At 48.7% G+C, this 25,623-nt stretch carries 21 protein-coding genes; 10 read left to right on the plus strand and 11 right to left on the minus strand.

Going from position 1 to position 25,623, the window contains the following annotated elements:
- The first annotated feature begins 14 nt into the window (after positions 1-14).
- The 5 genes from carB (at position 15) to DW205_RS05740 (ending at position 6,638) form a co-directional block, all read left to right on the plus strand.
- A complete protein-coding gene (carB, locus tag DW205_RS05720) occupies positions 15-3,242 on the plus strand; it encodes a carbamoyl-phosphate synthase (glutamine-hydrolyzing) large subunit (protein WP_005863118.1) in 3,228 nt (1,075 codons plus the stop codon).
- Between the two features lie 72 nt (positions 3,243-3,314).
- On the plus strand, positions 3,315-3,896 hold the full coding sequence (locus DW205_RS05725) for a Crp/Fnr family transcriptional regulator (RefSeq protein ID WP_005857857.1): 582 nt from the start codon (positions 3,315-3,317) through the stop codon (positions 3,894-3,896).
- A gap of 59 nt (positions 3,897-3,955) precedes the next feature.
- Positions 3,956-4,696 (plus strand): (Fe-S)-binding protein, encoded by a 741-nt coding sequence (locus tag DW205_RS05730; protein ID WP_005863115.1) that lies wholly within the window; start codon positions 3,956-3,958, stop codon positions 4,694-4,696.
- A complete protein-coding gene (locus DW205_RS05735; RefSeq protein ID WP_121963067.1) occupies positions 4,693-6,060 on the plus strand; it encodes a lactate utilization protein B in 1,368 nt (455 codons plus the stop codon). The genes DW205_RS05730 and DW205_RS05735 overlap by 4 nt, the downstream gene beginning before the upstream one ends.
- Entirely contained in the window at positions 6,060-6,638 is a 579-nt protein-coding gene (locus DW205_RS05740) for an LUD domain-containing protein (RefSeq protein ID WP_005863111.1), read from the plus strand. The genes DW205_RS05735 and DW205_RS05740 overlap by 1 nt, the downstream gene beginning before the upstream one ends.
- Positions 6,639-6,691: 53 nt before the next feature.
- On the opposite strand, the gene DW205_RS05745 is transcribed toward DW205_RS05740, so the two are convergent.
- From DW205_RS05745 to trpB, 8 genes are all read right to left on the minus strand, one after another.
- Positions 6,692-7,834: an iron-containing alcohol dehydrogenase gene (locus tag DW205_RS05745; RefSeq protein ID WP_005863109.1), complete on the minus strand. Its 1,143-nt coding sequence runs from the start codon at positions 7,832-7,834 to the stop codon at positions 6,692-6,694.
- 42 nt (positions 7,835-7,876) lie between these two features.
- The gene (gene trpA / locus DW205_RS05750) at positions 7,877-8,650 is read right to left on the minus strand and encodes a tryptophan synthase subunit alpha (protein ID WP_005863107.1); all 774 of its coding nucleotides are present in this window, start codon (positions 8,648-8,650) and stop codon (positions 7,877-7,879) included.
- Between the two features lie 25 nt (positions 8,651-8,675).
- Complete coding sequence (locus DW205_RS05755; protein ID WP_005863105.1) at positions 8,676-9,341, minus strand: phosphoribosylanthranilate isomerase; 666 nt, start codon at positions 9,339-9,341, stop codon at positions 8,676-8,678.
- Positions 9,338-10,132: an indole-3-glycerol phosphate synthase TrpC gene (trpC, locus tag DW205_RS05760; RefSeq protein ID WP_005863103.1), complete on the minus strand. Its 795-nt coding sequence runs from the start codon at positions 10,130-10,132 to the stop codon at positions 9,338-9,340. The genes DW205_RS05755 and trpC overlap by 4 nt, the downstream gene beginning before the upstream one ends.
- A gap of 13 nt (positions 10,133-10,145) precedes the next feature.
- Positions 10,146-11,144 (minus strand): anthranilate phosphoribosyltransferase, encoded by a 999-nt coding sequence (gene trpD / locus DW205_RS05765; RefSeq protein WP_005863101.1) that lies wholly within the window; start codon positions 11,142-11,144, stop codon positions 10,146-10,148.
- A 169-nt stretch (positions 11,145-11,313) separates the two neighbouring features.
- The gene (locus DW205_RS05770) at positions 11,314-11,880 is read right to left on the minus strand and encodes an aminodeoxychorismate/anthranilate synthase component II (protein WP_005857839.1); all 567 of its coding nucleotides are present in this window, start codon (positions 11,878-11,880) and stop codon (positions 11,314-11,316) included.
- A gap of 59 nt (positions 11,881-11,939) precedes the next feature.
- Entirely contained in the window at positions 11,940-13,343 is a 1,404-nt protein-coding gene (locus DW205_RS05775) for an anthranilate synthase component I family protein (RefSeq protein WP_008778424.1), read from the minus strand.
- Between the two features lie 10 nt (positions 13,344-13,353).
- A complete protein-coding gene (gene trpB, locus DW205_RS05780) occupies positions 13,354-14,547 on the minus strand; it encodes a tryptophan synthase subunit beta (RefSeq protein ID WP_005863097.1) in 1,194 nt (397 codons plus the stop codon).
- A gap of 451 nt (positions 14,548-14,998) precedes the next feature.
- Here trpB and DW205_RS05790 point away from each other — a divergent pair, with 451 nt between their 5' ends.
- A complete protein-coding gene (locus DW205_RS05790; protein ID WP_005863095.1) occupies positions 14,999-16,432 on the plus strand; it encodes an aspartate ammonia-lyase in 1,434 nt (477 codons plus the stop codon).
- Between the two features lie 118 nt (positions 16,433-16,550).
- A complete protein-coding gene (locus tag DW205_RS05795) occupies positions 16,551-17,486 on the plus strand; it encodes a sugar phosphate isomerase/epimerase (protein ID WP_005857832.1) in 936 nt (311 codons plus the stop codon).
- Positions 17,487-17,536: 50 nt separating this feature from the next.
- Here DW205_RS05795 and DW205_RS05800 read toward each other — a convergent pair whose 3' ends face one another.
- The 3 genes from DW205_RS05800 to DW205_RS05810 all read right to left on the minus strand — a co-directional run bounded on the left by DW205_RS05800 (position 17,537) and on the right by DW205_RS05810 (position 19,305).
- Complete coding sequence (locus DW205_RS05800) at positions 17,537-18,109, minus strand: RNA polymerase sigma-70 factor (RefSeq protein WP_005863093.1); 573 nt, start codon at positions 18,107-18,109, stop codon at positions 17,537-17,539.
- A 66-nt stretch (positions 18,110-18,175) separates the two neighbouring features.
- Positions 18,176-18,922, minus strand: coding sequence for a 2,3-diphosphoglycerate-dependent phosphoglycerate mutase (gene gpmA, locus DW205_RS05805; RefSeq protein WP_005863091.1), 747 nt, complete (start codon positions 18,920-18,922; stop codon positions 18,176-18,178).
- Between the two features lie 14 nt (positions 18,923-18,936).
- Positions 18,937-19,305, minus strand: coding sequence for a DUF488 domain-containing protein (locus tag DW205_RS05810; protein ID WP_005857809.1), 369 nt, complete (start codon positions 19,303-19,305; stop codon positions 18,937-18,939).
- A gap of 160 nt (positions 19,306-19,465) precedes the next feature.
- Between DW205_RS05810 and DW205_RS05815 the strand changes: the two genes are divergently transcribed.
- From DW205_RS05815 to DW205_RS05825, 3 genes are all read left to right on the plus strand, one after another.
- Entirely contained in the window at positions 19,466-20,485 is a 1,020-nt protein-coding gene (locus DW205_RS05815) for a FecR family protein (RefSeq protein ID WP_005863089.1), read from the plus strand.
- 165 nt (positions 20,486-20,650) lie between these two features.
- A complete protein-coding gene (locus DW205_RS05820) occupies positions 20,651-23,833 on the plus strand; it encodes a TonB-dependent receptor (protein ID WP_005863087.1) in 3,183 nt (1,060 codons plus the stop codon).
- 29 nt (positions 23,834-23,862) lie between these two features.
- Positions 23,863-25,527 carry a SusD/RagB family nutrient-binding outer membrane lipoprotein gene (locus tag DW205_RS05825; RefSeq protein WP_005863085.1) on the plus strand — a complete coding sequence of 555 codons (1,665 nt, stop codon included), beginning with the start codon at positions 23,863-23,865 and terminating at the stop codon, positions 25,525-25,527.
- The last annotated feature ends 96 nt before the right edge of the window (positions 25,528-25,623 follow it).

The following is a 25,623-nucleotide window of genomic DNA, read 5'->3' on the forward strand; positions in this document are numbered from 1 at the left end:
AAAAAAGTAAAGCAATGAAAGAAGATATAAAGAAAGTCCTGATACTCGGTTCCGGAGCCTTGAAGATTGGTGAGGCGGGCGAGTTCGATTATTCAGGCAGCCAAGCCCTGAAGGCGATTAAGGAAGAGGGGATTCAAACGGTATTGATCAATCCGAATATCGCTACGGTACAGACCTCGGAAGGAGTCGCGGACACGGTTTATTTCCTGCCCGTTACTCCTTTTTTTGTGGAAAAGGTGATCGAGAAGGAACGTCCGGAAGGTATCTTGCTCGCTTTCGGCGGGCAGACGGCGTTGAATTGTGGCGTGGCTCTTTACCAAAGCGGCGTGCTGGAGAAGTATGGCGTGAAGGTATTGGGTACCCCGGTGCAGGCTATCATGGATACCGAGGATCGGGAGTTGTTCGTACGCAAGTTGGATGAGATCGACGTGAAGACGATCAAGAGCGAGGCCGTGGAGAACGCCGCTGACGCTCGTCGTGCGGCCGCTGAGCTGGGGTATCCGGTCATCGTCCGTGCCGCTTATGCGCTGGGGGGCTTGGGTTCCGGTTTCTGCGACAATGAGGAAGAATTGGACGTGTTGGTAGAGAAGGCTTTCTCTTTCTCTCCGCAAGTATTGGTGGAGAAAAGCTTGAAGGGCTGGAAAGAGGTAGAGTACGAGGTGGTGCGCGACCGCTTCGATAACTGCATCACGGTATGTAACATGGAGAATTTCGACCCGCTGGGAATCCATACGGGAGAGTCTATCGTGATTGCCCCCTCGCAGACCTTGAGTAATACGGATTATCATAAATTACGTGAGTTGGCGATCCGTATCATCCGCCATATCGGTATCGTGGGCGAGTGTAACGTGCAATACGCTTACGATCCGGAGAGTGAGGATTACCGGGTGATCGAGGTGAACGCCCGCTTGAGCCGTTCTTCGGCCTTGGCTTCTAAGGCGACCGGTTATCCGTTGGCTTTCGTGGCCGCTAAATTAGGCTTGGGCTACGGTTTGTTCGACTTGAAAAACTCCGTGACGAAAACGACTAGCGCTTTCTTTGAGCCGGCTCTCGATTACGTGGTATGTAAGATCCCTCGCTGGGACTTGGGTAAGTTCCATGGCGTGGCTCGTGAGTTGGGTTCCAGCATGAAGTCGGTTGGCGAGGTGATGGCGATCGGACGTACTTTCGAGGAGGCTATCCAGAAGGGCTTGCGTATGATCGGGCAGGGTATGCACGGTTTCGTGGAGAATAAGGAGTTGGTGATCGAGGATATCGATAAGGCTTTGCATGAGCCTACCGATCGCCGTATCTTCGTTATCTCGAAGGCATTCCGGGCCGGTTATACGGTAGACCAGATTCATGAGCTTACCAAGATAGACCGATGGTTCCTACAGAAACTATATGGAATCATGCAGACCTCCAAGGAGCTTCACGCTTTCGATATGAAGGGGATCCAACGTTGGCGCATCAATCCGGAGTTGATCCGCCGGGCGAAGATACAAGGGTTCTCTGATTTCCAGATCGCACGGGCGATCGGTCTCGACGGGGATGTGGAGAAGGGTATGATGTTGGTTCGCCAGTTCCGTAAGGAGCATGGCATTCTTCCGGTGGTGAAACAGATCGATACCTTGGCCGCCGAGTATCCGGCGCAGACGAATTACTTGTACCTGACGTATAGCGGTACGGAAAACGACGTGACGTACTTGGGCGATCATCGCTCGATTGTCGTGCTGGGTTCCGGCGCTTACCGCATCGGTAGCTCGGTGGAGTTCGACTGGTGTGGCGTGCAGGCCTTGAATACGATCCGTAAGGAGGGCTATCGTTCCGTGATGATCAACTACAATCCCGAGACGGTGTCTACCGACTATGATATGTGCGATCGTCTTTATTTCGATGAGCTTACCTTCGAGCGTGTGATGGATATCCTCGAGCTGGAGAACCCGCACGGCGTGATCGTCTCCACCGGCGGCCAGATCCCGAATAACTTGGCGATGCGTCTGGACGAGCAGCATGTGAATATCTTGGGGACTTCCGCCAAGAGCATCGATAATGCCGAGGACCGTGAGAAGTTCTCCGCCATGTTGGATCGTATTGGCGTGGATCAACCCCGCTGGAAAGAGCTTTCTTCCATGGAGGATATCAATGGCTTCGTGGCGGAGGTAGGCTTCCCCGTATTGGTTCGCCCGAGTTACGTGCTGAGTGGCGCCGCCATGAATGTCTGCTCGAATCAAGAGGAGTTGGAGCGTTTCTTGAAATTGGCCGCCAACGTCAGCCAAAAGCATCCGGTGGTGGTAAGTCAGTTCATCGAGCATGCGAAAGAGGTGGAGATGGATGCCGTGGCCGATCATGGTGAGATCGTGATGTATGCCATTAGCGAGCATATCGAGTTTGCCGGGGTTCATTCCGGCGACGCTACGATTCAGTTCCCGGCCCAGAAATTATATGTAGAGACGGTTCGTCGTATCAAGCGTATCAGTAAGCAGATCGCTAAGGAGCTGAATATCTCCGGCCCGTTCAATATCCAATATCTGGCGAAGGGCAATGAGATCAAGGTGATCGAGTGTAACCTTCGTGCCAGCCGTTCTTTCCCGTTCGTGAGCAAGGTGCTGAAGATAAACTTCATCGAGTTGGCTACCCGTGTCATGCTGGGCTTGCCGGTAGAGAAACCGAATAAGAATGAGTTCGATTTGGATTATGTGGGTATCAAGGCCTCTCAATTCTCGTTCAATCGCTTGCAGAAAGCCGATCCGGTATTAGGGGTCGATATGGCTTCCACGGGCGAGGTGGGTTGTCTGGGCGACGATGTATCCGAGGCGGTGTTGACGAGTATGCTCGCTGTCGGGCAACGGGTTCCGGAGAAGAATATCCTCCTGTCCACCGGTACGCCGAAGCAGAAGGTAGCCATGCTGGATGCCGCTAAGATGTTGGCGACGAAAGGCTACAACCTATTCGCTACGGGAGGTACGCACCGTTTCTTGGCGGAGAATGGCATTCCGAGTACGAAGGTGTACTGGCCGAGCGAGAAGGGAGAACCGCAGGCGCTTAAGATGCTTCATGAGAAGCAGATCGATATGGTCGTGAATATCCCTCGTGACCTTTCCGCCGGCGAGCTTGACAACGGCTATAAGATCCGCCGTGCCGCCATCGACCTGAATATCCCGTTGATTACGAATGCCCGTCTGGCGAGCGCTTTCATTCAAGCCTTCTGTACCTTGAGCGTAGATGATATCTGCATCAAGAGTTGGCAGGAATATAAATAAATGGGGGCTTGATGTAAATCAAGTGGTATTTATTTCGTAAGTTTGCGGAAACAAACAAAAACAACCATGAATATGGATACAGCGATATTTATAGCTCGCAGGATCGCGGCGCAATCGATTCTACTCAGTGAGGAAGCCGCCCAGAAACTGGCCTCTATCTTAATCCGGACAGAATTGAAAAAAGGCGCCCTGTTTTTGAGCGAAGGAGAGGTTTGTACGCAACTCGGTTATGTCTATAAGGGAATGGTTCGCCAGTTTTACTTCAAGAATAAGAAAGAGCTGACCGAGCATTTCGCCAGCGAGGACAACATCTTCATTTGCATCGAGAGCTTCTTGCGCCAGCGTCCCGCTAATCTGTTGGTGGAGGCCTTGGAGAATACGGTGCTGTATGGCATTCCTCATGATCCTTTATTGGCATTGTGCGCCGAGGATTACGAGATCGAGGTCATGTATCGCCGCCTGTTGGAGAATTCGCTGATCCTGTCTCAACGGAAGGCGGATTTCCTTCGTTTCGAGACCGCTAATGAACGTTATGCCCGCTTATTGAAAGAACACCCTGAGATCGTGCAGCGTGCCCCCTTGTCCCATATCGCCTCTTATTTGCTGATGACTCCCGAGACATTAAGCAGGGTAAGGGCCAATATGCAGCTATGAGGGGCTTGTAGGTGTTAATTATATACGGTGTCGTATATGATATATAAGATAAAATTAGTATGAAGGTAGGATTATTTATCCCATGTTACATTAACGCGGTGTACCCCGAAGTGGGTATCGCCTCGTATAAATTGTTGAGGCATGTGGGTGTGGATGTCGATTATCCGATGGACCAGACCTGTTGCGGACAACCCATGGCGAACGCCGGCTTCGAGGATGAGGCGGCTCGCTTGGCCCTCCGGATGGAGGAACAGTTTAAGAACTATGACTACGTGGTAGGCCCCTCGGCCAGTTGCGTAGCCTTCGTAAAAGAGAACCATCCCCATATCTTGGAGAAGCGGGATCACGTTTGTATGAACAGTAAGAAGATTTATGATATCTGCGAGTTCTTGCACGACGTGGTGAGACCGGAATCCCTGCCGGCCGTTTTCCCGCATAAGGTGAGTATCCATAATAGTTGCCACGGGGTGCGTGAGTTGCATCTCTCGTCGCCCAGCGAGCGTAATATCCCGTACTATTCCAAGTTGCGTGATCTCCTTTCCTTGGTGAAGGGTATCGAGGTGTTCGAACCGAAGCGGGTGGACGAATGTTGCGGTTTCGGCGGTATGTTCGCCATCGAGGAGCCTGAGGTCTCTACTTGCATGGGACAAGACAAGGTAAAGGATCATATGAGTACCGGCGCCGAGTATATCACCGGGGCGGATAGCTCTTGCCTGATGCATATGGAAGGGGTTATCAAGCGAGAGAAACTTCCGATCAAGACTATTCACATCGTTCAAATATTAGCGTCCGGATTATGAGTACGAAACATGCTATAGCAGCGGCCCATTTCCTAGAGAATAAGGAGAATGAGGCTTGGCACGACCATACGCTTTGGATGGTACGTACCAAACGGGATAAGATGAGCCATTCGCTTCCCGAGTGGGAGCGGTTGAGAGAGTTGGCCTCGGAGATCAAGCTTTACTCCAACAGCCATCTGGACACGCTTCTGGAGGAGTTCGAGAAAAATGCGATCGCCAACGGGGCTATCGTGCATTGGGCGAAAGATGCCGAGGAGCATAACGAGATCGTCTTGCGGATCTTGCGCCAGCATGATGCCCGGAACCTGATCAAGAGCAAATCGATGCTGACGGAGGAATGCCATATGAACGAGTTCTTGATGTCGAAAGGAATCGATGTGGTGGAGAGCGATTTGGGTGAGCGTATCTTGCAATTGATGCATTTGGCCCCGAGCCATATCGTGATGCCGGCGATCCATATCAAACGGGAGCAGATCAGCGAGATGATGGAGCGTGAGATGGGAACGGAGAAAGGGAATATCGACCCTACCTACCTGACGCATGCCGCCCGTAAGAATCTGCGTGAGAAATTCCTGCATGCCGACGTGGCGATGACGGGCGCTAACTTCGCCGTCGCCTCTACGGGCGAGATCGTGGTTTGTACCAATGAGGGAAACGCCGATATGGGAACCTCCTTCCCGAAGGTGCATATCGCTACGATGGGGATGGAGAAGATCGTACCGAATCTGGAGGCATTGGGCGTATTCACTCGTTTGCTGGCTCGTTCGGGTACGGGGCAACCCATCACGTCTTATACTTCTCATTACCGCCGTCCGCCCGAGGGACAAGAGTTCCATATCATTATCGTGGATAACGGGCGTAGTGATATCTTGGCGAAACCGGATCATATTCGTACGTTGAATTGCATCCGTTGTGGCGAGTGCATGAATACCTGTCCGGTATATCGCAGGAGTGGTGGCTATTCGTATACGTATTTCATTCCGGGACCGATCGGGATCAACTTGGGTATGCTGAGGAATCCGGAGGAATATTCGGATAACGTATCGGCTTGCTCCTTATGTCTTTCTTGCTCGAACGTTTGTCCGGTAAAGATCGATTTGGGCGAGCAGATTTACCGTTGGCGGCAAGATTTGGATAAGATCGGTAAGGCGAGCAAGGAGAAGAAAGTGATGTCTTTCGGCATGAAGTTCTTGATGGAACGTCCGGGATTGTTCAATACGGCGTTGAAGTTTGCTCCGGTAGTGAATCATTTGCCCCGTTTCATGGTCTACAATGGCTTGAACGCTTGGGGCAAGGGACGTGAGCTTCCGGCTTTCGCCAAGGAGTCGTTTAATGATATGTGGAAGAATAATAAGGTGAGATAATGAGTAGTAAAGATTCTATATTGGCGAGTATCCGTCGTCATACGGGTGCACGCCACGAGATGCCTGAGCTTACGTTGGAGGCGATTACCTATGCGGATAAGTTGGCTACGTTCTCGGAGGTGTTAGCCGGGGCGGGTGGCAAGGCCATCGAGTTAAAGCCCGGCGAGGATGTGAATGAGGTGATCCGCCGTGAGTTTCCGGAGGCGAAACGTATCGCCTCGAATTTGAAGGAGATTACTTGCGCTACCTTTAACCCAGATGGGCTGACCGATCCCCGGGAGTTGAACGGAACGGACGTATCTGTGGTGGAGGGTAGTTTCGGCGTGGCGGAGAATGCCGCTGTCTGGTTACCCCGTCAGGTACGTTATAAAGGTCTGTACTTTATCTCGAACGCTTTGGTGATCTTGTTGGACAAGACTCAATTGGTTCATACGATGAATGAGGCTTACCGCCGTACTGCCACTATGGATTATGATTACGGAGTCTTCATGTCCGGTCCCTCAAAGACTGCTGATATTGAACAAGCCTTGGTATTCGGGGCGCATGGCCCGATCCGGGTAGTAGTCCTGTTAAGATAAAACCTATACCCATTTGTAGAGACGGGGCACGCCCCGTCTCTACAAGTTGTACGTTATTTACAGCTCTCCAATATTTCCCGTGCCACGCTACCCGTTACATTCTTCGCCTCCCCGAAGGCGGCGTTTCGTTCATTGAAGCGATTCTCGATCTCGGTGATTGTCGTATCGCCGATCTTCTCTTGGCTGAGGCGGGTAGATAAACCGAGGCTTTGGAAAAATTGCTCAGTCTTCTCGATGGCTTGGCTTACCCGTTCTTCTGTCGTTCCACTATTGATACCCCATACCCGTTCGCCGTATTGCAGGATCTTGCCCTCTTTCTGCTTGCGAAGGGTGCGTAAGGTTCCGGGGAAGACGATCGCTAAGGTCGCTCCATGCGTCAATCCGTGAAGGGCGGTTAGCTCGTGTCCGATCATATGGGTAGCCCAGTCCTGCGTTACGCCCATAGCGATAAAGCCGTTCAAGCCCATCGTGGCGGATAGCATGAAATCTGCCATCAGGTCGTAATTCCTCGGATCTTCCTTGATCTTCGGGGCGATCTCAACCAAGGTACTTAAAATACTTTCCGCCCAATGATCCATCAAGCGGGATTGGTCGGTCGTAGTCATATATTGCTCCATCACGTGGACGAAGGTATCGGCGATACCGCAAGACACTTGATACGGGGGGAGGCTGAAGGTCGTCTCCGGGTCCAAGATCGAGAACACGGGGAAATTGCTGTAGAACGGGAATTTCTCTTGCGTCTCTTTCCGGGAGATCACGGCCCCGCTATTCATCTCGGAACCCGTGGCGGGCAGGGTCAGTACGGTACCCATGGGCACGGTATGATAGTAATACCCTTTCTGTACCAATTCCCAAGGATCGCCGTCGTACTGGATGCCAGCGGAGATTAGCTTCGTCCCGTCTATGACGGAGCCGCCGCCTACCGCCAATAGGAAATCCACCTGCTTGCCTTTCGCTATCTGGATGGCTTCTCGCAAGGTCTCGATGGTGGGATTAGGCTCGATGCCCCAGAACTCGATATAGTCACGATCCTTTAGCGCCTTGATCACTTGGTCGTACACACCGTTTTGCTTTACGCTACCTCCTCCGAAGGTGATCATGATGCGATGCACCATCGGGATGGCCGTACTCAGTTTCTCAATCATGCCCTTACCGAATAATAAACGGGTTGGGTTGTGAAAAGTGAAGTTATTCATAGGACTATTTACTGTTTTTATATGTAAACATGAATAGGGTTCCTATTGTTTTAGGGCTTCCAGTAACTTATCGACCGCCTTGGCGGGAGTAGCTTCGCTCTTTAGTAACTGGACGAACTTGCTACCGATGATGGCACCGGAAGAATGGGCTGTCGCCGCCTCGAAAGTGGCTTTATTGCTGATGCCGAAACCTACCAAGCGGGGATTCTGTAGGTTCATGGCGTTGATACGACGGAAATAGGCCTGCTTTTGTTCGTTGAAGTCTTGTTGGGCTCCGGTCGTGGCGGCGCTGGATACCATATAGATAAATCCGCTGGTATGGGCATCGATCAGCCGGATTCGTTCCTCGGAGGTCTCTGGGGTGATCAGCATGATCATTTTTAGGTCATGGCGATCGGCGATTTCCTTGTAATCGGAGATATAATCGGCGTAAGGCAGGTCGGGGATGATCATTCCGTCTACGCCGGCCTCTACGCAACTGGCGCAGAATTTCTCGAAACCGTATTGCATGATGGGATTCAGGTAGCCCATTAGGATGATCGGGATCTGTACTTCGCTCCGGATCTCTTTCAATTGCTCGAATAGGAGGTGCAGTGACATCCCGTTACGCAACGCTTGCGTGGCGGCCTCTTGGATGACGGGGCCGTCTGCCATCGGGTCGGAGAAAGGGATTCCTACTTCTACCATGTGGATACCTTTAGCCTGTAAGGCTTTTAAGATGCTTGCCGTATCGTTTAAGTTCGGATAACCGGCGGTGAAATAGACGGAGAGTATTCCGTCTTTCTGGGTCTGGAATAAGTTTGTGATGCGATTCATTTTGAATTCTATTTTAAAAATACTATCAGACGGTGGGAGACGGGGCACGCCCTGTCTCTACAGCTGGATGTAAAATTTGTTGGATGAAATTCTTTAGTTTGTCGACGTCTTTCAATCCCGGCTCAATCTCGAAGCCACTGTTGAGGTCGATACCTGCGAAACGGGGATGCCGGAAGTTCCGGATCGCCTCCGCGTTTTCCGGACGGATGCCTCCGCTGAGCAAGAAGGGAGTCTCTCCTTCATATTCGGTTAGGATGGACCAATCGAAACGTTTGCCCGAGCCTCCATAGCCCTCGCATCTCGTATCGAAAAGGAAATAATCCACCCGGCCCTCATATTCCCTTGTTTTTTCGAAGTCCTCTTTCGTAGCGATGGGGAAAGCCTTGATCAAGGAATAGCCCCTTTTTTGCAAGGTGTGGCAATCTTCCGGCGATTCGTTACCGTGAAGTTGGAGATAGTCTAGCTTGTAGGCGGAGGCTTTCTCCATCATGGACTCGATGGTAGCGTTGACGAAAACGCCCACTTTCTTAGGGGACAATTGTTCACTGTCCGTTGCCTGCTGCTCCGTCGGGCATCGCTCGACAAAGCGCTTGGAACGTTCGTAGAAGATAAAGCCGATCCAGTTGATGGCTAGGGCGGCTACTTCCCGGATATTCTGAGGCTCCCGCATTCCGCAAACTTTGATGATCATGCCAGTCCTCCTATAAAATCGGCTAGGGTATCGCCCGGCCTCTCGGTTTTCATGAAGGTCTCTCCGATCAGGAATCCACGGAAACCGGCCTCACGCAATCGGCGTACGGTATCGGTCTCGGATATTCCGCTCTCGGACACTAAAAGAGGGGAGAAGCCTCGCATCTTATCGACCAACTTGAATGAGTTGTTTACGTCCGTATGGAAGGTGCCGAGATTACGGTTGTTCACGCCGAGCATATCGATATCCGCGTTCAGGTATTTGAGCTCGTCCTCGCTATGGACTTCCAGCAAGACTTCCAATTGCAGGCTATGGGCGGTCTCGGCGAGTATCCGGCATTCTTCTTCCGTAAGGGCGGCGGCGATCAACAAGACAGCGTCGGCGCCCATCACCCGGGCTTGGAAGAGTTGGTAGGTATCGATGATGAAGTCCTTGCGAAGTAACGGGAGATCCACCAGCTTGCGGGCCTTTTGCAAGTCGCCCAAGGAACCTCCGAAGAAATCCCCGTCCGTAAGGATCGAGCAGGCGGAGGCTCCTCCGGCCTCGTAAGCGGGCACCACGTCGGCGATATTCGCACCCGGATGCAGCCAACCTTTGGAGGGGCTTTTACGCTTGAACTCGGAGATAATACCGGAGGGGGATGATTCCAGCGCCGCACGCATGGAACGTGTGTCACGCTCCATACGGTCGCTACCTAAAGCCAATAAGGTCTGTAAGCTTACGGCCTGTTTCTGCCGGGCTACCTCGATGCGCTTATTGGCGATAATATCTTGTAAGATGTCCTTTTTCATAGGATATGTTTCTTTATCTTTGGTTCAAAGATATAAATTTACGGAATGTAGCCAATGCTTTTCCGCTTTCCAATGATTCACGTGCCTCGGCGATACACATCTCGATCTTCTTCTCTGGACAGATCACTTGGATGGCGAAAGCGGAGTTGGCGATCACGCAGCTCTTTTGGGCCTCTGTAGCCTTGTTCCCTAATACGGCGTCGAAGATACGGGCCGCTTCCTCCGGGGTCTCGCCGCCGTCGAGGTCCGCTTCCGTGCAACGTTTGAATCCGAGCATCTCCGGGGTATAAAGTTTCTCTTTCTCCGGCATGGCTACCTTGAAATCGGCCGTGAGGGAGATCTCGTCGTAACCGTCCAAGCTATGTACCACGGCGAAACGGGTACCGCTCTCTTGATACGTATAATTATATAGGCGGAGTAGCGGGAGGTTATATACGCCTAACAATTGGTAAGTAGGCATGACCGGGTTGACCAGCGGGCCGAGCATATTGAAGAAGCTGCGCACGCCGAGGCTCTTCCGTACCGGAGCTACCGCTTTCAGCGCCGGGTTGAACAAGGGTGCGTGGAGGTAGGCGATATGACAGGTATCCATGGAGGTACGTAGTTTACCGATATCGTTCGTGAATTTTACGCCGTGTTGCTCCATCACGTTGCTGGCGCCGCTCACCGAGGTAGCCCCGTAGTTACCGTGCTTTACGACATTGTAACCGGCACCGGCCACTACGAAACAGGAACAGGTACTGATGTTGAACGTGTTTTTCCCGTCGCCTCCGGTACCTACGATATCGATCGGCTTGTATTCGCTTAGATCTACCGGTACACGCATCTCCAGCAAAGCTTCTCGGAATCCGGTCAATTCCTCTACGGAGATACTGCGCATCAGGAATACGGTGATCAGACTGGCGATCTGGGAATCGTTGTAGCGTCCCTCCGCTATATTCTGGAGGATATTCCGGGCTTCTTCCCGGCCTAGATATTGGTGCTCGAATAATCTGTATAATATTTGCTTCATGTCTGTAATGTGTTGAATGATAAAATATTGCAGTTTTGCGATATTTCTTTATCGAAAAACTTTTGTTTCTCTAGGGGAAAACTCTTGTTTCTTGCTTGAGAAACATTAGTTTCACCATAGAGAAACTGATGTTTCGTTAGGAAGAAACTATAAGTGCCTTAGGAGGTAATTAGCGTTTCAGCCAGTTCTCTATAATTGTCTTCCCTTTGGGTGTCAACACGGATTCCGGATGGAATTGGATACCTCGTACATTGTACTCACGATGGCGCAAGCCCATGATCTGTCCTTCTTCCGTATCGACCGCCGTAATTTCCAGACAATCCGGGAAGTTTTCCTTGGAGACCGCCCAAGAATGATAACGCCCAACACGTATACCCGGTTCCAGTCCCTCGAAGATAGGATCTTTAGCGACAATCCGTATATCGGAGCAAACGCCGTGATGCACGTCGGTAAGGTTTATCAATGTGGCGCCGAATGCCTCGCCGATGGCCTGCTCGCCTAGGCAGACACCTAGGATGCTCTTTGTCGGGGCGTACCGGCGGATCAAGGGGAGGAGGATGCCGGCTTCCTCGGGGATGCCCGGTCCCGGGGATAGTAAGATCTTATCGAAACGCTCTATCTCTTCCAAGGAGATCTTGTCGTTGCGGTGTACCTCTACATCCGCACCCAGTTCCTTCAATATATGTAGCAAATTGTAGGTGAAGGAATCGTAATTATCAAATAATAATATCTTCATTTTATATATATTGTTGTTGTTGTAGAGACGGGGCGTGCCCCGTCTCTACAACCGGATAATCAATTGATTAATTTCTCCGCTAGGTCTATCGCTTTCTTCAAGGCTCCCAGCTTATTGTTTACCTCTTGCAATTCACGCTCATCGTTGCTTTTAGCCACGATCCCGGCTCCCGCCTGATAGTAAAGTACGTTGCCACGGCTGACGAAGGTACGGATCGTGATCGCTTGGTTCAAATCACCATCCAGACCGATAAAGCCGATACAGCCGCCGTAAGCACCCCGGTTATGATGCTCGATGTCGGTGATCAGTTGCATGGCCCGTACTTTGGGGGCTCCGCTCAATGTGCCGGCGGGGAAGGTATCGACGTAGGTCTTTACCGGGTCGCTATCGGTGTTGATCTCGCCGCTCACACGGGATACGAGGTGGATGACGTGGCTGTAGTATTGTACCTCCTTATAGAAATCCACTTGCACGTCGTGGGCGTTCCGGCTTAGGTCGTTGCGGGCGAGGTCTACCAGCATCACGTGCTCGGCGTTCTCCTTGGGGTCGGCTAGCAGGGCCTCGGTACGTTGTTTGTCTACCTCGATATTACCGGTACGGAAAGCGGTCCCGGCGATCGGGTCGATGCTGGCGTGTCTGCCCGTTACCTTGCAATGCGTCTCGGGGGAAGAGCCGAAGATACGGAAACCTCCGAAATCGAAATAGAACAAATAAGGAGAGGGGTTGATGCTGCGAAGAGCCCGGTACACCTTGAAGTCGTCTCCCTTGAACGGTTGCTCGAAGCGACGGCTCAATACGATCTGGAAGACATCCCCCCTGAGGCAGTGCTTGATGCCTTGGCGGACCATCGCCTTGTATTCCTCGCCGGTGATCGGGGAGGTCTCGGGACCCGCTGTCTGGAAGTTGTAGGAGGCGAAGTTACGGTTCTCGATCAGCGTAAGGATCTCTTCCAACCCGCTATCCTCGCCGTCTTGAACCATCTCCACCAGAGTAAGCTCATTCTTGAAATGATTGAAGACAAGGATATACTTATATAATATGTATAGCATATCGGGGGCGTCGTTCTCCTCGTGATGAACTTCCATGACCGGGATGTTCTCGAAATAACGGACGGCATCGAAAGCCGTGTAGCCGAATAATCCGCAGACCTTCTTGTCCGCTCCCTCCACCTTGAAGCGGCCGAGAAAAGCGTTCATCGCCTCGGGTACGTTATAGTCTTCGGTGAGCGGGGTAACCTCACGGGTCTCGTCCGGGAAGGTAGCCGTGCATTCCCCGTTGTTGATACCGATGCTCGCCAAGGGGCGGAGCGCTATAAAGGAAAGGCTATTCTCGTTTCCGTGGAAGTCCGAGCTTTCCAACAGGGCCGATTCCGGGTAGATATCCCGCACTTTCAGATAGATGCTTACGGGAGTGTGAAGGTCGCCCATCACCTTCTTGCTTATTGTCCTAAAGGTATAATCCATCATATAATTTTCAATTTTCAATTCTCAATTTATAATTAATGTAAGTGTCCATATCTTTATCGCCACGGCCCGAGACAGTCAGTACCACCACCTCTTCCGGCTTGAAGTTTACCTTGGCCAAGGCCCCCAAGGCATGGGCGCTTTCCAAGGCCGGGATGATTCCTTCCAGACGGGTCAACTCGAAAGCGGCCTCCAACGCCTCGTCATCATCTACCGCTAGGATTTGCGCACGGTGCTTTACGGAGAGGTTCGCGTGGATCGGGCCGATGCCCGGGTAATCCAAGCCGGCGGAAACAGAATAAGGTTCCTCGATCTGTCCGTCCTCGTTCTGCATGACCAAGGTACGTGCCCCGTGGATGATGCCCTCTTTACCCAATTGGATCGTGGCGGCGCTCATGCCGGAGTGGATGCCCTTGCCGCCGGCCTCGGCCAAGACGATCTTCACCCGCTCGTCGTCCACGAAATGATAGATCGTACCGGCGGCGTTACTTCCCCCGCCTACGCAGGCGATCAGGTAATCCGGGTGATCCCTTCCTTCCTTCTCCAGCAGTTGCTTCTTGATCTCCTCGCTGATAACGGATTGCAGCCGGGCTACCATATCCGGATAAGGATGGGGGCCTACCGTAGAACCGATAATATAATACGTATCCGAAGGATGACAGCACCAGTCACGGATCGCCTCGTTCGTGGCGTCTTTCAAGGTCATGTTTCCCGAGGTCACGGGCACGACGGTAGCTCCCAGCATTTCCATCTTCTGTACGTTGGCATGTTGGCGTTCCACGTCTGTCTTCCCCATATAAACGATACATTCCATATTCATCAAGGCACATACCGTAGCCGTAGCCACTCCATGCTGTCCGGCACCCGTCTCGGCGATGATACGGGTCTTCCCCATGCGGCGGGCTAGGAGGATCTGGCCGATCGTATTGTTGATCTTATGTGCTCCGGTATGGTTCAAGTCTTCCCGTTTTAAATAGATCTTACATCCGTATTTCTCGCTCAACCGTTTGGCCAAGTAAAGAGGGGAGGGGCGGCCTACATAATCACGCAATAACTGATCGAACTCTTCCTTGAAGCTATCGCTCTCCAACACTTGCAGATAGGTATTCTGTAAATTTTCCACGCATTGATGAAGGATCTCGGGAACATAAGCCCCGCCGAACTCACCATAGTAACCATTCTTGTCAACTTGATACGTTTTCATCTTTTATCTATTTTAGTTATTTTCCTTTTGAATTTGCCATAAAAAGAAAAGAGGCCTGCCGCAAGTGCGACAGACCTCTTTATATCTTTATGTAGTGTTTATATATACATACGAGTCTTCGTTCCTTACGACCTTTTGAGTTGTACGGAGCGCCACCACCAATATGTATTTACTACGAATGTTCTCATGACTCTGTTTTGTTATTACGGCAGCAAATATATGGAATCTTTGACAAACAGCAAATAAAATCGTACTTTTTTTATGAATGAGATAAAAAAGATCAGAAGGTCTATTAAAACTGCTCTATTGACAAATTGTAATTCATTGAGCCTTGTATGGACGTGTATTGACGTTTTTGGTATTTGTTTTTATTATTTCGAAGAATAATTTGCTTTCAAAATAATAGTTTCTACCTTTGCGGAAACAATAAAAAACGATTAATATTTCTAATATGGATACTAAATTAACTGGAAAAACTCGCATAGAGAGCGATTTGATCGGCGCTCGTGAAATCCCCGCCGAAGCATTATACGGAGTTCAAACCTTGAGAGGAATCGAGAATTTCTCAATCAGTAAATTCCGTTTGAGTGAATATCCTTTATTCATTAAAGGATTAGCTATAACAAAAATGGCGGCTGCCATGGCTAACTTTGAACTAGGCTTGCTTACCGTAGAGCAAAAGGACGCTATCATCGCCGCTTGCGGGGAGATTCTCGATGGTAAACATCACGACCAGTTCCCGGTGGATATGATCCAAGGCGGAGCGGGTACGACTACAAATATGAACGCGAATGAGGTGATCGCCAACCGTGCCTTGGAATTGATGGGGCATGAGCGGGGTGAATACCAATACTGCTCACCGAACGACCATGTGAACTGCTCGCAATCCACGAACGACGCATATCCGACCGCTATCCATATCGGTATGTATTTTAAGCATCTTCAATTGCTTCCCCATTTGGAGGAATTGATCGCCTCTTTCCGTAAGAAAGGAGAGGAGTTCTCGCAAATTATCAAGATGGGACGTACGCAGTTGGAGGATGCCGTACCTATGACGTTGGGGCAGACCTTTAATGGCTTCGCCAGCATCTTGCAGGATGAGATCGCTCACTTGAATGAGGCCGCCGCCGATTTCTTGGTGGTTAATATGGGAGCTACCGCTATCGGTACGGGTATTTGTGCCGAGCCGGGATATGCGGAGAAATGTATCGCGGCTTTACGTGAGATAACCGGATGGGATATCCGTCTCTCCTCCGATTTGGTAGGAGCTACCTCGGATACTTCTTGCTTGGTAGGCTATGCTTCCGCCATGAAGCGGGTTTGCGTGAAGATGAATAAGATATGTAATGACCTTCGCTTGTTGGCAAGCGGCCCTCGTTGCGGTTTGGGTGAGTTTAACTTGCCTGCTATGCAGCCGGGTTCTTCTATCATGCCGGGTAAGGTGAATCCTGTGATTCCGGAGGTGATGAACCAGATCGCTTATAAGGTAATGGGTAATGAATTATGTGTGACCATGGCCGGGGAAGCCGCCCAGATGGAGCTGAACGCCATGGAGCCGGTGATGGCACAATGCTGCTTCGAGTCCGTGGATTTGCTGATCAATGGTTTCGATACCTTGCGTACCCGTTGCGTGGACGGTATTATCGCTAACGAGGATCGTTGCCGTGAGGAGGTACATCATAGCATCGGCGTGGTGACGGCCTTGAATCCGGTAATCGGCTATAAGAACTCGACCAAGATCGCGAAGGAGGCGTTGGAGACCGGCGTTAGCGTTTATCAATTGGTACTGGATCATGGTATCTTGACCAAGGAGGAATTGGATACGATCTTAAGCCCGGAGAATATGATCAAGCCGGTGAAGTTGGATATCAAGCCTCGCCGTTAATCGAGTCCTATTATATAATGTATACCATTTGTGGACCGTATAGGTGGATTTTTCCATCCTATGCGGTCTTTTTTTAGATTATAATCTCTATCTTTGGACTGACTTAATTCTAATAATCATGATAAATAGACGAGATTTTTTAAAGAATGCGTCCCTTTTCACCTTGGGTGGCCTGATGGCCGGAAAGGTCGGGAGCGCAGATGCGGCTAAACCTGTCACTTCTGAAACGATGGCCGCTAAGACAGTTGGTTTACAAATCTATTCTTTAGGCAAGGAACTTTATGCGGATGTACCCGGTGGATTGAAAAAGATCAAGCAAATGGGGTACACGAATCTGGAATTGGCCGGTTACAAGGAAGGCAAGATCGGCGGTGTAGACATGATGGAATTCAAGAAGATGGTGGATGATGCCGGATTGAAGATCACCAGTTCCCACGTGAATCCTCCGGTACGTGAGTACACGAAGGCCAATCGCTCCCAGATCTCCGAGTATTGGAAGAAGACGGCTGATGACCATGCCAAACTAGGCGTGAAGTACTTGATCCAGCCCGGGCAACCGAGTACCCGTAGCACCGAGGAAACCGCTTTCGTCTGCGAGATTTTTAACGAGGCGGGTAAGATCGTGAAAGCGGCCGGTATTCCTTTCGGCTATCACAACCATGAGATGGAGTTCGCCAAGGTAAATCCGGGCAGTACGGAGGCCAAGCTGGGAAGGCGTGTGAAAGGAGATTGCATCTATGAGTTGTTCTTGAAGAATACTGATCCTTCGCTTGTATTTTTCGAGATGGATGTTTATTGGGCCGTGATGGGACAACAAGATCCGATAGAGTGGTTGAAGAAATATCCGAACCGTATCAAGGTATTGCATATCAAGGACCGTGCTATTCTAGGCGAGTCCGGGATGATGAATTTCGAGAATATATTCCGGCAAGCTTACGCGAATGGAATCAAGGATTATTTCGTGGAGTTGGAGGGTATGCCTGACGGACGTTCCCAGTTTGAGGGCGTGAAAGGCTGCGTGGATTATTTATTGAAAGCACCGTTCGTGAAATAAGTCTTTTGACTCATTAAAAAAACGCTCATGGCGGTAGGATGCTTCCTCCGTTATGAGCGTGTTTGTTCGTAAAGCAGCCATACCAATAAAGGGATATAGTCCTTTAATTCCGTCCGTAATATCTTGAGCGCTTGAGAGATGCGGTATGCGATTGTTTTGGGGGATACGCCTGTCCGCTCGGCGATCTCGTTGTAAGTCATTTCCTCGAAACGGTTCATCTCGAATGCCTTACGGTATTCATCCGGGAGCTCCCGGATGGCCTTGGAGGCCAAGGCCATCAGTTCTCCTATATAAAAATCAGGATTCTCGAATTGCTCTTGGAACTTGGCGTACAATCTCTCGTGCACTTGTTGCTTAACCTGTATGTGGCTGATCGTATTGAGGCATTTATTGCGGACAATCGTGAAAAGGAGTGATTTCAGGGACATGTCCGCTACTAGGGATTTTCGGTTTTCCCACAGCCACATCATCACGTCTTGTACGATCTCCTCTGATTCTGGTACTGTTACATATTGGGAGGCGAAGGCGCACAATCCCCGGTAATATTGTTTGTACACGGTGTCGAACGCTTGTTCGTCTCCTGCGATAAGTTCTAGTGAAATTCGTTCTGCGTTCTCGTCCACAATAGTGTTTAAGTTTGTTTGGTTGCAAACTTAATGAATAATTCCGGATAAGAGGCATGAATCCCGCTACTTTTTCTTTCCTTGGTTGGCTACGGCTTCCATGAGTTTCTTGATTTCCTCCGGGTCGCCAAGGAAATAATCATTCACGAGTTTTAAGTCATCATCGAACTCGAACACGTATGGAACGGCTGTCGGGAGATTCAGATGAACGATCTCTTCATCGGAGATGTTTTTTAAATATTTGATGATTCCCCGCAAGCTGTTTCCGTGAGCGGCGACAAGGATCTGGTCGGCGGTCCGGAGCGTCGGGAAGATAACCTCTTTCCAATAAGGGAGAATCCGCTCAACCGTATCTTTTAAGGATTCCGTACGGGGCAACTCTTTATCCGGCACGTCTTTGTAGCGGATATCGAAGCGAGGGTTACGAGGGTCGTCTTCCGATAGGGGAAGCGGGGCTATATCGTAACTGCGACGCCAGATCAAGACCTGCTCGTCTCCATACTTTTGGGCGGTCTCGCTCTTGTTCAACCCTTGTAGCGATCCGTAATGTTTCTCGTTCAGCCTCCAGCTCTTCTCCACCGGGATCCAGTCTTGGTCCATGCGATCCAATACACAATTCAAGGTTTTGACGGCCCGTTTTAAATAAGAGGTATAGGCTTTATTGAACACATATCCTTTTTCTTTCAATAGGTTGCCGGCCCTATAAGCTTCGGCCACGCCTTTTTCTGTCAAATCCACATCGGTCCAACCGGTGAACCGGTTCTCTTTATTCCATACACTTTCGCCGTGGCGAAGCAATACGATACTTTTCATAGGTCTTTTTATTTTTATGATTTGTTTTTCTCGAAATCCTCGATGACTTCTTTTAATATAGGTAGATGACTATGTTGTACATCCTTCGCTGCCGTGAGGAATGTGACAACCGGATGCTTCTCGATCTCTCGTAAGAAAGGAATGAAATCCGGGTTCTGCTTGATCTCCATCCCGTAGCGACCTTGGAATACTTCCCAATGCCTGTCTTTATCCTCGTGGAACCATTGGCGTAACTCCTTAGATGGAGTGATGTCTTTTCTCCATTCGTCAAACTTCGCATCCTCTTTCTTCAGTCCTCTGGGCCATAGCCTGTCGAGAAGAATGCGATAACCATCCGCCTCACTTGGCTCCTCATAAATCCGTTTTAAAAGAATCTTTACCATAAGAAGTCTCATTTTGTGGTAAAACAGTAGAAAGAGGGATATTGTTGAGCCTTTCTTTAGGAACGGTATTTTTGTCATTATTCAATTTTCTTGAAAAAAATCGTTTTTTTGTTTAGTACATCTTTTGTCTCAACTGTATTAATTATAGAAACAAGAAAAAATGGAAATAAACGAAGACATATTGATCCGATACATCGATGGGATGTTGACCGAGGAGGAAGCTGCGGAGGTGAAAAACTGGCGGGCTGCCTCTCTAGAAAACGAGAAACTGTTGGAGCAGGTCTATTTTACGACTCAAGTGGCAAGTCGCCTAAAAGTCATGCGGACCGTGAACCCGGACGAGGCGTTGTCTCGTTTTAAATCAAGAATCCATAAGAAAGAGAAAAGATTAGCTTTAAGACAAGTGTTAGGTGTTATTCAACGGGCTGCGGCCGTGTTATTCATTCCAGTCTTTCTTTTATCCGCTTATTTGTTCATACAGCAGGGTCAAGGGAACGTGCGTACGCTAGCCGTACGCACGAATCCTGGGGTGGTTTCGGCGTTCGATTTACCTGACGGTTCTAAGGTTTGGCTGAATGCCAATAGCGAATTGAGATATCCTTCGGACTTCAATGCGGATACCCGTACGGTGGAATTAACCGGACAAGGATATTTCGAGGTGACGAAGAATGCCCATAAGCCTTTTATTGTGAAAGCGGATAAAGATTACTCGGTAGAAGTGTTGGGAACTTCTTTCAATGTATCCGCTTACAAAGACGAGAGTATGATAGAGACCACCTTGGTAGAGGGATCGGTAAAGCTGAACGTCGTGTCCGGAGGAAAGCGAATGACACAGATGTTGAAGCCAAACGAGAAAGCCGAGTATCAAAAGGGCGCTGGCAAGATCAAGGTGTTCGGCGTGAATACCGAATATGACACGGCTTGGAAGAACGGGGAGATTATCTTCAGGAACCATCCGATGGATAAAGTATTGAAAACGCTGGAACGTCATTATCATGTAGTATTCGAGGTAAAAGATAACGAGATACTCAAGTCCATAATAACAGCCCGTTTCAAGGACGAGCAATTGCCTCAAGTATTGGAATACCTGAAATTGGCGTCGGGAATCCAGTATGCGATACATAAACCTACCGTTAAGGACAGTGGATCGGGAACCTCAGTCGTGGAAATATCAAAATGAGAAATAATGTGTAACCTTCTAAAATACGTCTGCCCATGAAGAAAGAATAAACAAGGATTAAAAACATACGGAAGAATATTGGCGTATTCTCCCGTACGAAAAGTCAAGAAGAGCTGTTGGCGCAGCTACAAATAACTTTATTATAAATAGTAACACTACAAAAATATGAATAAAATTGTAACCTTAAATGCTTTAAGGGGGAATAGTTATTCTCTTTTTCGAAAAATTCCGTTAATGATTAACATGGGGGTATGTGCATTCTGTTTGGTACCGGCCATGGTTTTCGCAGAGAACACGCATGAAGTCACAGTCTTAAACGCTCAACAACAGACACGAAAAGCAGTCGGTGTCGTTACGGACAAAACGGGCGAGGCTATTATCGGTGCTAACGTAATTGTCAAAGGAACTACCAACGGTACCATCACGGATATGGATGGCCGTTTCGAGTTGGATGTTCCTAACAATGCGACTTTACAAGTTTCCTATATCGGTTTTAATACGCAAGAGATCGTCTTTACCGGACAACCTTCTATCGAGGTTCAATTGGTCGATGATACGCAAGCCTTGGATGAAGTCGTGGTAACCGCTTTGGGTATCAAGCGTGAGAAAAAGGCTTTGGGATATTCTATGTCTGAATTGAAAGGTGAGTCCCTGACGCAAACCCGTGATGCTAACGTGGCCAACGCTTTGGCTGGTAAGGTAGCAGGTTTGCAGATCAAGCAAAATGGTACCGGTGTCGGTGGTTCCTCTCGTATCGTGATTCGTGGTAATAACTCTATTACTGGTAATAACCAGCCGTTGATCGTTGTGGACGGTGTACCTATCGATAACTTTAGCGGTGGTACGGATGACTATTGGGGTAACGGTAACGTGGATAAAGGTTCCGGTATCTCTGATATCTCCCCGGATGATATCGAGAGTATGTCCGTATTGAAAGGCCCGGCAGCCGCAGCGTTGTATGGTAGCCGTGCAGGTAACGGTGTCGTGATGATCACGACTAAGAAAGGTAGCCAGAATAAAGGTTGGGGCGTAAGTATCAACTCGAATTTCACGGCTGAGAACCCGATGCAAACCCCGAAGTTCCAAGATGTATACGGACAAGGTATCGACGGCGCTTTCGATAATAATAAAGCGACGAGCTGGGGTGCCGCTATGGACGGTTCTTCTAAGGATATGGCGATGGGTTCTTACCAGTATGCGGCGAGAGACAATGATTTATATAAGGACTTCTTGCGCACTGGTACCACTTGGACAAACAGCGTGGATTTGAGCAAGAGTTCCGAGGATATCACTTTCCGTGCCGGCGTGACACGCTTGGATAATAAGGGTGTTGTTCCGAATAGCGGAATGGATCGTACGTCTATCAACTTGCGTTCTACGGCTAAACTGTCTAAATGGTTATCGGCCGACGTGAAGGTTAATTATGTAAGCCAGCATACGAACAACCGTGTGAAATTAGCGGGCGACCCGGATAATATCTTCCTTAACTATTTAAGTATGCCCCGAAGTGTGGGCTTCTCTGACTATGACGCCTATAAAGATAATGATTGGAAACGTGCGGACGGAAAGCCCGCTGGTTATCTGATCGACACGGGAGCCAACGCCAATAACCCGTATTGGTCCGCTTACCGCAATACGAACAAGGATAAGAAAGACCGCTTTATCGGATTTGCGGCCTTGGATTTCACGTTTACGGATTGGTTGAGCTTGAAGCTTCGCTCTGGTATGGATAATTACACCATCCAGTATGAGACGATTCGTGCGACAGGTAACCCGTATTGGGAGAACAACGGTAGCATGACTGCCAATATGGAGAAATTCACCGAGATCAACTCTGATTTCTTATTGACTGCTAAAGGCAACTGGGATCGATTTGGTATCGTAGGTACGGTAGGTGGTAATATGATGTACCGTAATTCTACATGGTACAAGGAATCATCCGGTGAGTTTGTGATTCCCGATTTCCATGCGATCGCCAACGGTAAGACACATGGTGGTGAGTATACTCGCAACCGTAAACAAATCAACTCGCTATATGCTACGGCATCATTGTCTTGGGACGACTATTTGTATTTGGACTTAACCGCTCGTAACGACTGGTCTTCAACACTTCCGAAAGACAATGACTCTTATTTCTACCCGTCGGTAGGTGTTAGCTGGATTTTCACCCAAATGTTGAATAAGATGGGGCATAACACGGGTATTCTTTCTTTCGGTAAGATCCGTGCGTCTTGGGCTCAGGTAGGTAATGATACGGACGCTTATATGTTGCGTGACTATTATAATATCAGTTATGATATTAAAGGGGGTATTTTTAATGCCAGCAACGAGGATTGGATGGCAAATCCAAATTTAAAGAATGAGACGATCAACTCTTGGGAGTTAGGCCTTGAGTTGAAGGCGTTTGAGAATAGGGTTGGTGTCGACGTAGCGTATTATAAGAAGAACGCCAAAGACCAGATCTTAAAGATCGATGTTCCTTCCGCTACAGGGTTCAAGAAAAAGATGATCAACGCCGGTAATATTGAGAATAAAGGTGTAGAGGTTGCGTTTAACGCTACTCCTTATATCTCCGAGAGTGGTTTCCAATGGGATACTCAGTTGAACTGGTCAAAGAATATCAACAAGGTAATTTCATTGACAGATGATACGAAAGAGCAGATCCTTAGTGATGCATCAGTAAGTTTCTTGAAGATCGTCGCTCACGAGGGTGGAGCCTATGGAGATATTTACGGTTACGCTTATCAACGGGATGATAACGGCAACATTATTATCGGTGCCGATGGTGTTCCTTTGAGAACGGACGATATGGTATTGTTGGGTAACAACCAGCCGAAATGGATGATGGGTTGGAGCAATACCTTGTCATATAAGAATTTCGTGTTGAACTTCATGTTCGATATGCGTTATGGCGGTGATGTGTATATGGGATCTATCCGTGCGGGTGCTTCATCCGGTAATTTAGAGATGACGTTGGATGGTCGTGATGGTATGGTTGTTCCGGGGGTATTGGCCGATGGTACTCCCAATACGAAGAGTATTACGGCTCAAGCTTATTGGAATGGTCTTTCTAGCAATAATGTGACAGAGGCTTATATGTACGATGCGACAAACATCCGTTTACGTGAGTTGAGTTTGGGTTATAATTTCCCGAGAACGATGTTGGCGAAGACTCCATTTACTTCCGCTCGCTTGAGTTTCGTGGCTCGTAACTTGTTCATGATTTATAGTAAGACAAAGGGATTCGACCCGGAGGCTGCTTATACATCTGGTAACGCCCAAGGTATCGAGTACGGTTCTATGCCTACTATGAGAAGCTTAGGTTTCAATATTAATCTGGCATTTTAATGAAACATAAATCTAAAAATGGAATTATTATGAAAAGTAATATAAAGATATTAGCAGCTTGTTCGTTTATGATGGCGAGTATGGCCAGTTGCGACCTGACAGGTATAAATGATAACCCGGATAAGCCGACGGATGATGTAAATTACAATATGAGCGAACCTCGATTGGCCTCTACGCTACGTGGTGGGATGATTATCGATGGTGATGTGGAACAACGCTTGAAACCTTTGCAAATTGATTTTTACTCTCAAATGTTGGTCGATGGTGGTGGTTGGGCAACTAAGAATTATATCCAAAATGACGAGTGGAACAATTTAACATGGCAAGCGTATCTGACACAGATTTCTTCTATCAATATAGTGATCCGTAGTTTGATGGAAAAAGATAAGGACTTATACGCTAATACGATCGCTTTCGCTCGTATCTGGCGTGTGTATATCCATAGCCTGGCTGCGGATAAGTTTGGTCCGATGCCTTTCCCGGCCTATGCTACCGTAGAAGATAATCCTCCTTATAAATCAGTGAAGGATATCTATTATGAATATTTCACGGAATTGGATGAGGCGTTGAATAGCTTTAGCGATAGCGCTGAGCCTATATTCTCGGATGCAGGTATCGACTTGGTCTATAAGAATGACGTTTCTCTTTGGAAAAAATTTGGAAACTCCTTGCGTCTTCGTTTCGCTGTTCGTCTATCTGAGGTGGATCGAGAGAAATGTGTCGCTGAGGCAAATGCCGCTTTGACATCTCCTTGTGGTTTGATCTCAAGCAAGGCTGATAATGCTTATATGCCTCCAAAAGCGGATGGTTCTTGGGGACAGGACTATAACTATACGATGTTCCAGATTACTTGGAGCGGTCCGATCTGTATGTCTAAGTCATTTGAGAAATTAGTGACTAATATCGGTAATATCGATTGGCCTGCCGGCGTGGTAAACCAGACATCCGGAGTTGCCGTATCGAATGTACATCCCGCTAAGGTAGACCCTCGTGCCCCGAAGATGTTCCAGCCGGGTATTGAGAATGGTGATTGGAAAGGTTTGGTATACGGTGCGAAAGCAGAGGAGGCGAATACTGGTATTTATCAGTCTAAGCAATGTGCAGAGATGGGCTTTATTATTAAAGATGGCGCTCCGTATAAATCTCGTCCTTATGATATGTTCCTTTCTGAGGAAGTTGATTTCTTGAAAGCTGAGTTGTTCGCCCGTAATTTGGTCGCCGGTGATGCTAAAGCTGCTTATGAGGCAGGGGTACGTGCTTCCTTCGAGACTTGGGGTGTATCGGGTGATGTTGAGGAGTATTTGGCTTCCACGGAAAAGAATGAGGCTGGTACCAGCGCGAAATATGACGATCAACAAGGCGCAGGCAATACGGCTTTAGAGAAGATCATCACGCAGAAATATATCGCCGGACTTCCAGATTTGGCGCAGGAAGCTTGGAATGACAAGCGTCGTTTGAACTTGCCTCGTTTGGATGTGGCTGTTTATCGAGATCAAGCTGTATATAATAATAGTGATACAAATATCTTGAATCCTCAAAATTTCATCAAACGTATGAAATACCCGATGAAAGAGCAATTGGTAAATGCTGCTGAATATGAGAAAGGCAAATCCATGTTAGGTGGGAAAGGTGATGTGGTTTCGACCCCGATTTGGTGGGATAAGAATTCCAACTATTGCACATCTTCAAAATAAATAAACAGACAGATTGATTATATTGAGCTTTAACAGAAGCTGATGGTTATTCTCGTTTGGAGATACTTATCTGTGAAGAACAGTACTCCAAGCGAG

The organism is Parabacteroides sp. AM17-47 (genome assembly GCF_003434625.1).
GTDB classification, from domain to species: Bacteria; Bacteroidota; Bacteroidia; order Bacteroidales; family Tannerellaceae; genus Parabacteroides; species Parabacteroides distasonis.